Raw genomic sequence first — 12957 nt, 5'->3', positions numbered from 1 at the left:
GCGGACCGGTCACCGGCGCGGTGGCCGGGTTCGCGCTCGGCCTGGCGCTGGACGTCATCCCTCCGGCGGTGCCCCCGGTCGGCCACAGCGCCCTCGTGCTGTGCCTGCTCGGCTACGTGGGCGGCCGGCTGGAACCGGCGCACGCGCTCGCGGCCGGGGTGTTGGGCGGTTACGTGCTGCTCTTCGGGCTGCACGCGCTGCTGTACGGGGCCGATGTGGTGTGGCCGCAGGCCAGGCAGGTGCTGCCGCTGGCCGTGCCGTACACCATCCTCGCCGCCCTCCCTGTCTGGATTCTCCTGAACAGGATCTTCCATGCGTCCTCGGTTGCTGGTCCTGCACATCCTGTTCGCCTCGCTGATGCTCATCGTCCTCGGGCGGCTGTGGGACGTGCAGATCCGCTCAGGCGACCGCTACGCCAAAGCCGCCACCGAGTCGCATATCCGGCACGTCGTCGTCCCGCCCGTGCGTGGGGAGATCGTCGATAGCCGGGGCAGGCCGCTGGTGCGCAACCGGACCGCGATGGTGGTGTCGGTCGACTACATCGCGCTCACCCACCAGCGTGACGGGGGCCGGGCCGTACTCGGGCGGCTGGCCGAGGTGCTGGGCCTGCCGTACCAGGAGGTCGCCTCGCGGGTACGGCTGTGCGAGACGGGGGTGCGGCGGCCGTGCTGGCCCGGCTCGCCGTACCAGTCGATTCCCGTCGCCGAGCAGGTGAGCCGGCGCTCGGCGCTGCAGATCGCCGAGCGGCCCGAGCTCTTCCCCGGGGTGAGCGCCGAGCTGCTGCCCGTGCGGCAGTACCCCTACGGGAGCCTGGCCGCGCATCTGCTGGGGTACATCGCGCCCGGTGGCGAGCCCGATCCCGCCACCGGCGTGCGGCTGGAGGGACGCGACGGGCTGGAGGCCGTCTACGACGCCGACCTGCGAGGGCGTGCCGGCAGCCGCCAGGTCGTGGTCGACACGACGGGACAGGTGGTGCGCACGGTCTCCGAGGTGGGCGCCGTCGCCGGAAACACGCTGGTCACCAGCATCGACGCCGGGATACAGCAGATCGTGGAGCGGTCGCTGCGGGCGGCGGTGACCAAGGCCCGCGGCGCCGACTCCGGCGCGGCCGTGGTGATGGACGTCCGCACCGGGCGCATCGTCGCCATGGCGGGATATCCCACCTACTCCCCCAGTGTCTGGACCGGCGGGATCTCGACGGCCGAATACCGGAAGCTGCGCGGCAGGCTGACCTTCCGCGCGATCCAGGGGCAGTGGCCTCCCGGCTCCACCTGGAAGATCACCTCGACGGCCGCGGCCGTGCGCGCCGGCTACGACCTGAACGGCACCTACTCCTGTCCCGGCTCCTACCTGGTGGGCGACAGGTCGTTCCGCAACTTCGACGGGATCGCGCTGGGCACGATGAACCTGCACAGGGCGCTGTCGGCCTCCTGCGACACCATCTTCTACCGCTTCGCGTACGAGCTGTGGCTGAAGGGCCGCGGGGACCTGATGCCGCGCAACGCCAAGGCGTTCGGTTTCGGCAGGACGACGGGCGTCGACCTGCCGGGCGAGGCCGCGGGACGGGTGCCCGACCGCAGCTGGAAGCGGGCGACCTGGCTCGCGACCAGGGCCGTCAACTGCAAGAAGGACAAGCGGCGCTCGGCCTACGTGGCCGCCATCGCCAAGGAGCAGTGCCTGGAGGGCTACCGCTGGCGCGCGGGCGACGCGGCCAACTTCGCGATCGGCCAGGGCGACGTGCTGGTCACGCCGCTGCAGCTGGTGCGGGCGTACGCGGCGGTGGCCAACGGCGGCAAGCTGTTCAGCCCGCGCGTAGCCAAGGCGGAGATCGCGCCGGACGGTCGCACGGTCCGCACGATCACCCCGCCGGTGGTGGGCAGGCTTCCGGTCTCCGGGAAGGTGCTGGCCTACATCCGGCGGGCGCTGGCCGACGTGCCGCGCAACGGCACCGCGGCCGGCGCGTTCCACGGCTTTGATCTGGACAAGCACCCCATCGCGGGCAAGACAGGCACTGCCGAGTCGTACGGCAAGCACGACACCTCGTGGTTCGCGTCCTTCGCCCCGGCCGCCAAACCGCGGCTGGCCGTCGTGGTGATGATCTCCCAGGGCGGGACGGGAGCCTCGGCCGCCGCCCCCGCCGTCAGGCGCATCTGGGAGGGGATCTACCGGTGACCAGGCCGCGCTTCGACTGGGTGCTCTGCACCGCGTCCATCGTGCTGTGCCTGGTGGGCATGGTGCTGGTGGGGGCGGCCGCCAGGGAACCGCGGGAGTACCTGATCCGGCAGGGCCTGAGCATCGGGCTCGGGCTGGCGCTGATGGTGGCGCTGACGTTCGTCGACCATCGGATGTTGCGCGCCTACACCCCCGTCGCCTACCTGCTGGTGTGCGTGGGCCTCCTGCTCGTGCTCACGCCCCTGGGCAGGACCGTCAACGGGGCGCGATCCTGGATCCCCATGCTCGGCCTGCAACTGCAGCCGTCGGAGGCGGCCAAGCTCGCCCTGGTGCTGGGACTGGCCACGGTCCTGAGCGAGCTTGCCGACGGCGAGCATCGGCCGCGCGGCGCGCAGCTGCTGATGGCGCTGGGGGTGGCGGCGGTGCCGGGCGGGCTGATCGCGTTGCAGCCCGATATGGGCACCGTGCTGATCCTGGCGGCGACCGCGATGGGCGCGATCTTCCTGTCGCGGGTGTCGCTGGGATGGATCTTCGCGTTCGTCGCCGCGGGGGTCGCGGCGGCGCTGCTGGCCTGGCAGGCCGGACTGCTGCGGCCGCACCAGGTGCAGCGGCTGATGGCCTTCGCCGAGCCCTCCAACGATCAGCTCGGCGCCGGGTACACGGCACACCAGGCGCTGGTGACGATCGGCTCCGGCGGGGCGTTCGGCCGCGGCCTGTTCAACGGGGACCAGACCGGCGGCGGGTTCGTACCCGAGCAGCACACCGACTTCGTCTTCACCGTGGCAGGCGAGGAACTCGGCTTCGCCGGCGCCGCCGCGATCCTGGCGCTGCTGGCCGTGGTGCTCTGGCGCGGCCTGCGGATCGCCGGCCGCGCCGAGACGGCGTTCGGCACGGTGGCGGCGGCCGGGATCGTGTGCTGGCTGGGCGTGCAGGCGTTCGTCAATCTGGGGATGACGCTGGGGCTGGTGCCGATCGTCGGGGTCCCGCTGCCGTTCGTGTCCTACGGCGGCTCGGCCACCACCGCGGTCCTCATCGCCACGGGCGTGCTGCAGTCGATCCATCGCGGCAGCACGACGCTGGCCCTGCGCTGACCATTTCTGTTGCAGAATTTTGTAGATCAGGTTAGATGGAAGTGGAAAGTGCTCCGACGGAAAGGACGGGGCCCGTTGACGCTGATTCTCGAGGACATCTGCGTACGGCGACGCGGTGAGATCTGGCTCGACGATATCGACCTGGAATTATCCGATGGAATGACCACGCTCATCGGCCCGATGGGCGCGGGAAAAACCACGCTGATGCGTGTGGCCGCCGGGCTCGATTCGCCCACCAGCGGCCGCGTCGTGGTCAATGGAAAAGACGTCACCTCGATTTCCGCGCGCACCCGGTCGGTCGCGTTCGTCTACCAGCAATTCATCAACTATCCGTCGCTGTCGGTCTACGAGAACATCGCCTCCCCGCTGCGCCAGGCCCGTACCCACACCAAAGGCGAGATCGACCGGCGGGTCCGCGAGGTCGCCGAGCTGATGGGCATCGGCGAACTGCTCGGCCGCAAGCCCGCGGAGCTGTCGGGCGGCCAGCAGCAGCGGACCGCGATCGCCAGGGCGCTGGCCAGACCGGTCGACGTGCTGCTCCTGGACGAGCCGCTGGCCAACCTCGACTACAAGCTGCGCGAGCGGTTGCGGGCTGATCTGAAGGACCTGTTCCGCGACTCGCCCGGCGTGGTGCTCTACTCCACGGCCGACCCGGCCGAGGCGCTGACGTTCGCGGCGCCGACGGTGGTGTTGAGCCAGGGCAGGATCGAGCGCGTAGGCGAGGTCGCGGACATGTATCACCATCCGCCGACGCTGCGGGTCGCGGCGACCCTCAGCGACCCGCCGCTCAACCTGCTGCCCGGCGTCGTGCGCGAGGGCAGGATCGAGTGTCTGGGCGCCTGGCTCCCCGCTCCGCGCGCGCAGGTCTCCGGTCGGCAGGTGGTGCTCGCCGTACGCCCGCACCAGGTGAGCATCGTGCCGGGCCGTCCCGGCGCGCTGGAGTTCCCCGCGGAGATACGGCTGGCCGAGGTGACGGGCGGCGTCACTTTCCTGCACCTGCTGGTCGCCGGTGAACGGCACCTGGTCGCCCAGTTACCCGGCCCCCGGCTGTTCGAGCCCGGGGAGCCGGCGCTCGCCTACGTCGACCCGGCGCACGTCTTCGTGTTCGACGAGAGCGGGGGACGCCTGCTCGCCGAGTCCGCGCCGGAGGTCGACCTGCATGGCTGACATCCGCCTCGAAGGCGTCGGGCACAGCTACGACGCCGGCCGTACCTGGGCCATCGAGCAGCTGACCTGGACGTGGCGCAGCGGCCGGGCCTATGCGCTGCTCGGCCCGAGTGGCTGCGGCAAGACGACCCTGCTGAACATCATCTCGGGCCTGCTCACCCCCACGACCGGCCGGATCTGGCTGGACGACCGCGAGGTGACGAAGGTGCCGACCGCGGCCCGCAACATCGCGCAGGTGTTCCAGTTCCCCGTGCTGTACGAGGAGATGTCGGTGTACGACAACCTCGCCTTCCCGCTGCGGAACCGGAGGTTCCCCAAGGCCGCGGTCGATCAGCGGGTCCGCGCGGTGTCGCGGCTGCTGGGACTGCACGATCATCTCGATCGCAGGTCGCGCCGGTTGGACCCGGGCCTGCAGCAGATCGTCTGCCTGGGCCGCGGGCTGGTCCGTTCCGACGTGGCGGCGGTGCTGCTCGACGAGCCGCTCACCGTCGTCGACCCCGCGCTGAAGTGGACGCTGCGCAGCAAGCTGAAGGAGATCCACCGCGACACCGGGCACACGCTGATCTACGTCACGCACGACCAGACGGAGGCGCTGACCTTCGCCGACGAAGTGATCGTCCTCAACGACGGGGTGATCGTGCAGGCCGGGGAGCCCAGCGAGCTGTTCCTGTCGCCCGCGCACGAGTTCGTCGGCCACTTCATCGGCTCGCCGGGGATGAACGTGCTGCCCGCCGAGATCGCCGACGGCGTGGTGAGCGTCGGGCGGGCGGCCGTCGGAAGGACGGTGGACCGGCTCCCGCCGGGGCCCGTCAACGTCGGCGTCCGCCCGGAGTTCGTGCGGATCGGTGCTGCCGCTCCTGGTCTGGAGGCTCAGGTGACGGGGACGGACCGGATGGGGTCCTACGACCTCGTGCACGCCAGGGTGGGCGACCACGCGCTCGTCGCCAAGGTCGACGCGGACTCGTCCCATCCGCCGGGCACCGTGGAGTTCTTCGGCTTCGCCCCGGATCGGACGTTCCTGTTCAGGGACGCCGTCAGGTGCGGCTCGGTCGCGGCTCTGGACCCGGCGTGACCACCGAACGGCAGAAGAACAACCGGGCCTGGCTGCTCGTGCTGCCGGTGGTGGTGTCCGTCGCGTTCACGGCGGTGATCCCGCTGATGACGGTCGTGAACTTCTCCGTGCAGGACATCTTCTCCCCGAGCGACCGGATCTTCGTGGGGCTGGAGTGGTTCCGCTCGGTCTCCCGTGATCCCGAGGTCAGGGCCGCCTTCGTGCGGACCCTGCTGTTCTCGGCCCAGGTGCTGCTGGTGGAGATCCCGCTGGGCGTGGCGATCGCGGTGGCGATGCCGCGCCGCGGCGTGTGGGTGTCCGTGGCCCTGGTCGTCGTCGCACTGCCGCTGCTCATCCCGTGGAACGTGGTGGGGACGATCTGGCAGATCTTCGCCCGCCCCGACATCGGGCTGGGCGGCTGGTCGATCAACAACGTGCTGGGGATCGACTTCAACTACACCCTCGACTCCACCGACGCCTGGATCACGGTCCTGGTGATGGACGTCTGGCACTGGACCCCGCTGGTGGCGCTGCTGACCTACGCGGGCCTGCGGTCGATCCCGGAACCGTACTTCCAGGCCGCCCAGATCGACGGCGCGTCCGGGTGGGCGACGTTCCGTCACATCCAGCTCCCGCGACTGCGCGGGGTGCTGACGATCGCGATCCTGCTGCGGTTCATGGACAGCTTCATGATCTACACAGAACCGTTCGTGGTGACCGGGGGCGGGCCGGGCAACGCCACCTCGTTCCTGAGCATCCTGCTGTCGAAGATCGCCGTCGGGCAGTTCGACCTGGGGCCGGCCGGCGCGTTCTCGCTGCTGTACTTCCTCATCGTGCAGATCGTTTCCTACGTCTTCTTCACCGTGCTGACCAGGAGCGGGCGATGAGAGCGAGACTGCCCTGGGCCCGTGCGGTGTTCTGGCTGTACGCGGCCACGCTCATGCTTCCCGTGCTGTGGATGGTGAGCATGTCCATCAGGCCCAACGAGGACATACTCGGGAGTTTCTCGCTGATCCCGCAGCGGACGACGCTGGCTAATTACCGTACGTTCTTCACGGATTCCGCCTGGTATTCGAGCTATCTCAACTCCATCGTCTACACGTCCATCAACGCGGTCATCTCGCTCGTGGTGGCGCTGCCCGCGGCATACGCGTTCTCGCGTTTCCGTTTCGCCGGCGACAAACACCTCTTCTTCTGGCTGCTGACCAATCGCATGGCGCCGCCCGCGGTATTCCTGCTGCCGTTCTTCCAGATTTATCAGAGCGTCGGGTTGTTCGACACCCATCTGGGCGTCGCCATCGCACACATGCTGTTCAACGTGCCGCTGGCCGTGTGGATCCTGGAAGGATTCATGTCCGGGATACCGCGCGAGATCGACGAGACCGCGGCGATCGACGGCTATTCCCTGCCGCGATTCTTCATCCGCGTCTTCCTGCCGATGATCCGCTCCGCCATCGGGGTCACCGCGTTCTTCTGCTTCATGTTCAGCTGGGTCGAGCTGCTGATCGCCAGAACCATCACCTCGGTCAACGCCAAGCCCATCGCGGCCACCATGACGCGGACCGTGAGCGCGGCGGGCGTCGACTGGGGGCTGCTCGCGACGGCCGGGGTGCTGACCATCATTCCCGGCGCGATCGTCATCTGGTTCGTCCGCAATTACATCGCCAAAGGCTTCGCGCTGGGGAGGGTCTGACCATGCTCGAGTGGATGGTGTGGACCCCGCCCACCGCGCTGGTGTTCGCCGGGCTGGCGCTCCTGCTGGGCGCGATGGCGGTGTGGGCCAAGCTCTCGCCGCCGGTGGCGCGGCGTGGATTCCTCCGCATCGAGACCGATCGCGGAGACCGGCTGTACATCGGCCTGATCGGCGCCGCCGTCGTGCTGGCCGGATGGATCGCCCTCACCGACCTGTCGATGTGGCTCGCGCTGGCGTGCGCGCTGCTCGTCGTGCTGGTGATCGGGAGATGGGGATGACACAGAAGGGATAGGCCATGCCGTCAACGAGGTCCACGGCGATCGGCCTCGCCGTACTGGTCCTGCTGGTGCCCGGATGCACGGGGAACAGCGACGACAGCCGTAAGACGAACTGGACCGAGGCCGCCGGGAAAGCGGCGGCACAGAAATGGGTGTCCAGCGAGTTCACACCCAGCACCCTGTCCAAGGACCAGCAACTCGCCGAGATGGACTGGTTCATGAAGGCGGCCGCGCCGTACCGCGGCATGCAGATCAACGTCGTGTCGGAGACGATCACGACGCACGAGTACGAGTCGCAGCAACTCGCCAAGGCGTTCACCGAGATCACCGGGATCAGGATCAAGCACGACCTGATCCAGGAGGGCGACGTCATCGAGAAACTGCAGACCCAGATCCAGGGGAACCAGAACATCTACGACGCCTACGTCAACGACTCGGATCTGATCGGCACCCACTCGCGCGGCGACTACGTGTTCCCGCTGTCCGACTACATGGCGGGGGAAGGCAAGGCGGTCACCTCGCCCACGCTCGATCTCGGCGACTTCATCGGCACCAGCTTCACCACGGGCCCGGACAAGAAGCTGTACCAGCTGCCCGACCAGCAGTTCGCGAACCTCTACTGGTTCCGCTACGACTGGTTCACCGACCCGGAGATCAAGAAGCAGTTCAAGAGCCTGTACGGCTACGACCTGGGCGTCCCGGTGAACTGGGCCGCCTACGAGGACATCGCCGACTTCTTCACCAACAAGGTGAACGGCAACGGGACCATCGACGGCAAGAAGGTCTACGGCCACATGGATTACGGCCGCAAGGACCCCTCGCTCGGCTGGCGGTTCACCGACGCGTGGCTGTCCATGGCCGGCAACGGCGACCCCGGCCTGCCCAACGGCCTGCCCGTCGACGACTGGGGAATCCGGGTGGAGAACTGCCGCCCGGTCGGCTCGTCGGTGACCCGCGGCGGCGACACCAACGGCCCGGCGGCCGTCTACGCGCTGACCAAATACGTGGACTGGTTGAAGAAGTACGCCCCCAAGGAAGCCGCCGGAATGAACTTCAGCGAATCCGGCCCGGTCCCGGCGCAGGGCAACATCGCCCAGCAGATCTTCTGGTACACCGCGTTCACCGCCGACATGACCAAACCAGGGCTGCCGGTGGTGAACGCCGACGGCACCCCCAAGTGGCGGATGGCGCCGAGCCCGCACGGCGTCTACTGGAAGACCGGCAACAAGCTCGGCTACCAGGACGCGGGCTCCTGGACCCTGCTGAAGAACACTCCCAAGGACCGCAGGGCCGCCGCCTGGCTGTACGCGCAGTTCGTCACGTCCAAGACGGTCTCGCTGAAGAAGTCGATCAAGGGGTTGACCTTCATCCGCGACTCCGACATCAGAAGCGACTACTTCGCCAAGAACTCCGGCAAGTACGGCGGGCTGATCGAGTTCTACCGATCACCCGCGCGCAAGCAGTGGACCCCGACGGGCACCAACGTCCCCGACTATCCCAAGCTGGCCCAGCTGTGGTGGCAGAACGTGGCCACCGCGGTCACCGGCGAGACGACCGCCCAGCAGTCCATGGACAACCTCGCCAAGCAGCAGGACGACATCCTCGCCCGCCTGGAACGCCGAGGCTACGGCGGCAACTGCGCCCCCAAGCTGAACCCGGAACGGGACCCTCAGTACTGGCTCGACCAGCCAGGCGCCCCCGCCCCCAAACTCGCCGACGAACGCGGCAAGCCCGAAACCCTCGCCTACGACAAACTCCTCGCCCAATGGGGCTGACGTGCCATCGGAACCCGGCAAAGGTCCGCCGCATTGCCCGTCATGTGATCAACACATGACCTTCGGCGGCTTCTACCTGATGCTCCGCGAAGAAGACGACAGGCGCACCTGCCGCGTGCAATGGACCTGCCCAAGCGACCACCACTGGTGGAAGTGGGCCGACCAACCCGCCCAACCCCCAGAACCGTTCCCCCGGGAGTACCTGTAGATCACCCACACCAAACGAACACCACGTCGGACTGCGGCGCGAAGCTCCGGCACCTCATGGCACGGTGATGGCACGAAGCCCCGTTTCCTTGATCAGGAAGCGGGGCTTTTTCGCTGGTGGACGGTACTGGGTTCGAACCAGTGACCCCTCGCTTGTAAGGCGTCGGAGGGTTAGCGCTGTACTAACCTGCGTCTTTGCAGAAGCCAGCGAAGCGAAAACCGTCAAGGCGACGGCTCACTAAGCGATCTCCATCAGGTAGTCGAACTCTCCGTCCTTCACCCCGAGGATGAACGCCGCGATCTCCCCTGGGGTGCCGGCCACTACTGGTCCCAGTGGATCCCGGGAGTTGCGAACCGCGGCCCCTCCATCAGGAAGCTTTGCCCACTCGAAGCAGTTCGCCCCTTGTGCGGAGCTGCGTGAACTCTTGCGCCAGCTAAGCTCACGATCCACGTCGTCTCCCCCTCGTCTACCTGTCGACACGTTCCGCCATTTCACTAATGAGCTCCGCAGATTGTGCGGGAGTTAGTGCGGACGCTCCGAGCCGATTGTAAATCCTCATGTACTGGTCGACCTCATGCGGCTGGTCCAAACAGAAGGATTCGGTTGCGGTATCCAAATACACCACGCTGTGATCCTCTTCAATTTCAAGGATCACGAAAGATCCCGCTAGCGCCGCGTGAGCACCCGCCGAATCAGGCACGACACGAACAGTGATGTTCGGGCGGGAGCCCATCTCAACGAGATGCCGCAACTGGTCCCGCATCACATCCGGGCCACCGATCTGCTTGCGGACCGCGGCCTCATCTATCACCGCGCACAGCGCGACACGGTCCAGGATCTCCTGGCGGCGCAACCTTCCTGCAACCCTGCGCGCAACATACTTTTCGTCGTCGAACCATCCTCGATGGATGGCCTCAATGTAGTCCAGCGTTTGGAGCAGGCCCGGCACCACGAGCGATTCGTACGTTCTGATCGTGGTGGCTTCAGCCTCCAAGTCGGGCAGGATGCTCCCGCGGAACACGTCGCTGTAGGCGGCCCACCATCCGCGCGCCCGAGACTGCTCGGCGAGAGCGAGCATGGCCTTGCGCTTCGACTCAGCTACCACGCCGTTTGGGCTGTAGACCTTCAGGAGCGCCTCGACGTCTTCATCCTTCGGTCGTTTCCACTCGTTCCGCTCGATGCGGCTGAGCTTCGCGCCGTCCCAGCCCAAGCGTCTGGCGACTTCAGTTGCGTCAAGGCCAGCGTCTCGCCGCATCTGGAGCAGGGCCGCCGACAAGCGCCGTCGCCTCACGGTCGGGCTGAAGGTCGTCATCGTCGAAAGCTCCATCGTTACTGACTGCAACACTCTCGATTCGCGTCGCTCTGGTGTAAACGCGGAGATCCTAGTGCGAATCGCGCCGCGGGATTGCCATCATCTACTCTCTGGCAGCAACGAAATTCCCGAGGTTCCTTCGCGTATAAACAAAGCCCTCCTCGCGAAGGCGGTGCACTGCCTTCCGAACAGTCTTCTTCGCGACGCCAAGCTCCTGCTCAAGGTACGTTTCTGACGGAATCGGCAGGTCCGGCCGATAGGTGCCGTCCTCGATCCGCTGCTTCAGCAACTCGTACACCTGCACCCAAAGAAACTCGTTCGCGCGCCATTCAATCACGACAGGAGCATGCCGAGGCATGCCCGAGCATGCTCCGGAGGGCAGCGGCACGCCCCGGCGTACCCCGGCATGCCCCACTGATGTAACGTCGAAATATTCGCCTCCCTGGGAGGGGTGCGCCGTACGGGCGCCAGGTCAGCGGACGATCTTCACGCTACGCCGAGGTGCCCGACTCGCCTACAGGCGATGCGGTTAGAGAAGCGAATCCGGGTTAAGGATGTGAGTAGGCCCGGTTCCGGCATTCGCGTAGTTCGGCCGGAACCGGGCCTTCCCTCGCTACCGTTGGTCCCGTGAAGCGCTACGCCGGCCGCCGCGCCAAGCCGAAGCTGTCCCGCTGGTGCGCGAGCCGCGGCGGATACGGATGGGTCACGACAACCGACTCGCGTAAGTGGAAGCGGATCTACATCAGCGGTCACGCCGAGTGCCGTTTCCAGCGCTGGCATGATCCCGACCATCTCGAGTGCTGCGCCGGCGCTGAGGAGATGGAGTCCCACGCCTGCCAGTGCACGTGCCATCAAGACCAGTGATAGGTCTTCCTACACCTCAGGCCGCACCGCGAAGCGCACTGTCGCAACCTCTTCTCCGCCGACCTCAAGGATCCATTCATACGCATGCCCGGGAGTGAGCGGCAGCGGCGGGAGAGAGATTGAGAAACTGACATTCATCGGTACGCGCGCATTCGATGTCCCGTCTTGCTCGCCATCTTGAAGTGCTAGGTTGCCCTGGAATCCCACGGCACGCGTCTCGCCATCGGCAATGGGAATCCGGACGTCCTCGCGGCCTTCATCAGCCAGACGCAAGGCGAACTGGATCTGCTCCTTCGCCTCATCCCATGGGACGCGAAGGAACCCTGCGATTGCGCCTGGAGGGACTGCAGGCCCTGTTAGTGACCACCCAGCTCCCAGCATGTTCACTTTTCCCGACGCCACGTCGGTGGTCGCAGCGTCGGCCAGGAGCAGGAATCCTTCGATCACAAGGTTGCTCGCTTCATGTCCACGCTAGCTGCTCCGTATGTGGCGGACTGCTCATCAGGCAGCCCGTAGCCATGGACCTCTATGCGTGCCGGAGTCGAGGTCGTACTTGAGGTCCCTCCCGGCGCCGTGACGGTATGGATCACGTCAACGCCGATAGCCAAGGCGTACCGGCGGATGGTGGACAGATGCGGGTCGCCGCCGAGGCGTTCGAAGTCTGAGACTGCCGGTTGGGTACGGCCCATCCGTTCCGCTACCTCGGCCTGAGTGAGGTGTCGCTGCTTTCGTATAGTGACGAGTGTCTCGATCAGGCGCATGTCGCGGTCGATGGCCGCGTTCTCTCGCTGAACCTCAGGGTCGTCCAGGTCGATGCCCAGAAGCTCTGCGATGTGAGGGTCCATCACAGTCCTCGGCCTCCTCGTATCGGGTTCACCTTATATTCTGCCCCGCCAGTCGGCCAGCCGGTCTCGCGCAACGGCAATAGTTCGGTCTTGAGCCCCTCTGCTCCCCTTCTGAGCGAATGCCAGCGAGAGGAGCACACAGTCACCAGTTGTGTCGTGCGTGTAGTAGAGCCGGTACTCGTTCCCCGCATCGGTCAGCCTCGCCTCGATCAACCCGCCCCCGAGTGCCTTCGTGTCGCGGGGCAGCGTCCTGCCATACGCAATCCGGGCCATCAGGGCACCGAGCTCCTTCTTGGGAGGGCCATCTCCGAGCACGTCGTTGATCTCCCGGCGTACGACTTCGCCACCAGCAGGCGTGGAGTAGAACAGCCATGTGAAGTCAGGCTTCTCCTTCACACCCACCTCCGTCCAAGCCCCATCGAAGTCCACGAATTTACAGGCCCAGGACGGCTTGCGTCCTTGGAGAGCCGAACCGATGCGTGTTCTATCCCTAGCCTCGGC

Annotated in this window: 15 protein-coding genes; 9 read left to right on the top strand and 6 right to left on the bottom strand. The window is 66.8% G+C overall.

All coding sequences use genetic code 11. The features are described from left to right. Positions 1 to 312 precede the first annotated feature (312 nt). The 8 genes from mrdA (at position 313) to ACIBHX_RS02300 (ending at position 9227) form a co-directional block, all read left to right on the top strand. Complete coding sequence (gene mrdA, locus ACIBHX_RS02335) at positions 313 to 2172, top strand: penicillin-binding protein 2 (RefSeq protein WP_397063430.1); 1860 nt, start codon at positions 313 to 315, stop codon at positions 2170 to 2172. After that, positions 2169 to 3263 carry a rod shape-determining protein RodA gene (gene rodA, locus ACIBHX_RS02330; protein WP_397063429.1) on the top strand — a complete coding sequence of 365 codons (1095 nt, stop codon included), beginning with the start codon at positions 2169 to 2171 and terminating at the stop codon, positions 3261 to 3263. Before mrdA ends, rodA begins: the two co-directional genes overlap by 4 nt. A 75-nt stretch (positions 3264 to 3338) precedes the next feature. Beyond that, entirely contained in the window at positions 3339 to 4430 is a 1092-nt protein-coding gene (locus ACIBHX_RS02325) for an ABC transporter ATP-binding protein (protein WP_397063427.1), read from the top strand. Next, positions 4423 to 5502 carry an ABC transporter ATP-binding protein gene (locus tag ACIBHX_RS02320; protein ID WP_397063425.1) on the top strand — a complete coding sequence of 360 codons (1080 nt, stop codon included), beginning with the start codon at positions 4423 to 4425 and terminating at the stop codon, positions 5500 to 5502. Before ACIBHX_RS02325 ends, ACIBHX_RS02320 begins: the two co-directional genes overlap by 8 nt. Beyond that, complete coding sequence (locus ACIBHX_RS02315; protein WP_397063424.1) at positions 5499 to 6368, top strand: carbohydrate ABC transporter permease; 870 nt, start codon at positions 5499 to 5501, stop codon at positions 6366 to 6368. The genes ACIBHX_RS02320 and ACIBHX_RS02315 overlap by 4 nt, the downstream gene beginning before the upstream one ends. A 53-nt stretch (positions 6369 to 6421) precedes the next feature. Continuing rightward, positions 6422 to 7174 carry a carbohydrate ABC transporter permease gene (locus ACIBHX_RS02310; RefSeq protein WP_397065001.1) on the top strand — a complete coding sequence of 251 codons (753 nt, stop codon included), beginning with the start codon at positions 6422 to 6424 and terminating at the stop codon, positions 7172 to 7174. Positions 7175 to 7176: 2 nt separating this feature from the next. Continuing rightward, positions 7177 to 7452 (top strand): DUF2160 domain-containing protein, encoded by a 276-nt coding sequence (locus ACIBHX_RS02305; protein WP_397063422.1) that lies wholly within the window; start codon positions 7177 to 7179, stop codon positions 7450 to 7452. Between the two features lie 17 nt (positions 7453 to 7469). Beyond that, on the top strand, positions 7470 to 9227 hold the full coding sequence (locus tag ACIBHX_RS02300) for an ABC transporter substrate-binding protein (protein ID WP_397063420.1): 1758 nt from the start codon (positions 7470 to 7472) through the stop codon (positions 9225 to 9227). Between the two features lie 445 nt (positions 9228 to 9672). Here the strand turns inward: ACIBHX_RS02300 and ACIBHX_RS02295 are convergent, their stop codons facing one another. The 3 genes from ACIBHX_RS02295 to ACIBHX_RS02285 all read right to left on the bottom strand — a co-directional run bounded on the left by ACIBHX_RS02295 (position 9673) and on the right by ACIBHX_RS02285 (position 11084). Next, positions 9673 to 9885: a DUF397 domain-containing protein gene (locus ACIBHX_RS02295; protein ID WP_397063418.1), complete on the bottom strand. Its 213-nt coding sequence runs from the start codon at positions 9883 to 9885 to the stop codon at positions 9673 to 9675. Positions 9886 to 9901: 16 nt separating this feature from the next. Next, positions 9902 to 10747 (bottom strand): helix-turn-helix domain-containing protein, encoded by an 846-nt coding sequence (locus tag ACIBHX_RS02290; protein WP_397063417.1) that lies wholly within the window; start codon positions 10745 to 10747, stop codon positions 9902 to 9904. A gap of 103 nt (positions 10748 to 10850) precedes the next feature. Beyond that, positions 10851 to 11084, bottom strand: coding sequence for a winged helix-turn-helix domain-containing protein (locus tag ACIBHX_RS02285; RefSeq protein ID WP_397063415.1), 234 nt, complete (start codon positions 11082 to 11084; stop codon positions 10851 to 10853). A gap of 290 nt (positions 11085 to 11374) precedes the next feature. Between ACIBHX_RS02285 and ACIBHX_RS02280 the strand changes: the two genes are divergently transcribed. After that, positions 11375 to 11611: a hypothetical protein gene (locus tag ACIBHX_RS02280; RefSeq protein ID WP_397063413.1), complete on the top strand. Its 237-nt coding sequence runs from the start codon at positions 11375 to 11377 to the stop codon at positions 11609 to 11611. 9 nt (positions 11612 to 11620) lie between these two features. Here the strand turns inward: ACIBHX_RS02280 and ACIBHX_RS02275 are convergent, their stop codons facing one another. Genes ACIBHX_RS02275 through ACIBHX_RS02265 form a run of 3 tightly spaced genes read right to left on the bottom strand, consistent with a single transcriptional unit; the run spans position 11621 to position 12852 of the window. After that, positions 11621 to 12058, bottom strand: a complete 438-nt coding sequence (locus tag ACIBHX_RS02275; RefSeq protein ID WP_397063412.1) for a DUF6941 family protein — start codon at positions 12056 to 12058, stop codon at positions 11621 to 11623. Continuing rightward, positions 12055 to 12456 (bottom strand): helix-turn-helix domain-containing protein, encoded by a 402-nt coding sequence (locus ACIBHX_RS02270; RefSeq protein ID WP_397063411.1) that lies wholly within the window; start codon positions 12454 to 12456, stop codon positions 12055 to 12057. The genes ACIBHX_RS02275 and ACIBHX_RS02270 overlap by 4 nt, the downstream gene beginning before the upstream one ends. A gap of 33 nt (positions 12457 to 12489) precedes the next feature. Further along, positions 12490 to 12852 (bottom strand): type II toxin-antitoxin system RelE/ParE family toxin, encoded by a 363-nt coding sequence (locus ACIBHX_RS02265; protein WP_397063409.1) that lies wholly within the window; start codon positions 12850 to 12852, stop codon positions 12490 to 12492. Positions 12853 to 12957: the final 105 nt, after the last annotated feature.

It is taken from the genome of Nonomuraea sp. NPDC050536, assembly GCF_044457685.1.
Classification (GTDB): domain Bacteria; phylum Actinomycetota; class Actinomycetes; order Streptosporangiales; family Streptosporangiaceae; genus Nonomuraea.
The sequence above is the reverse complement of the archived record's forward strand: the minus strand, read 5'-3'. Positions and strand labels throughout refer to the sequence as shown.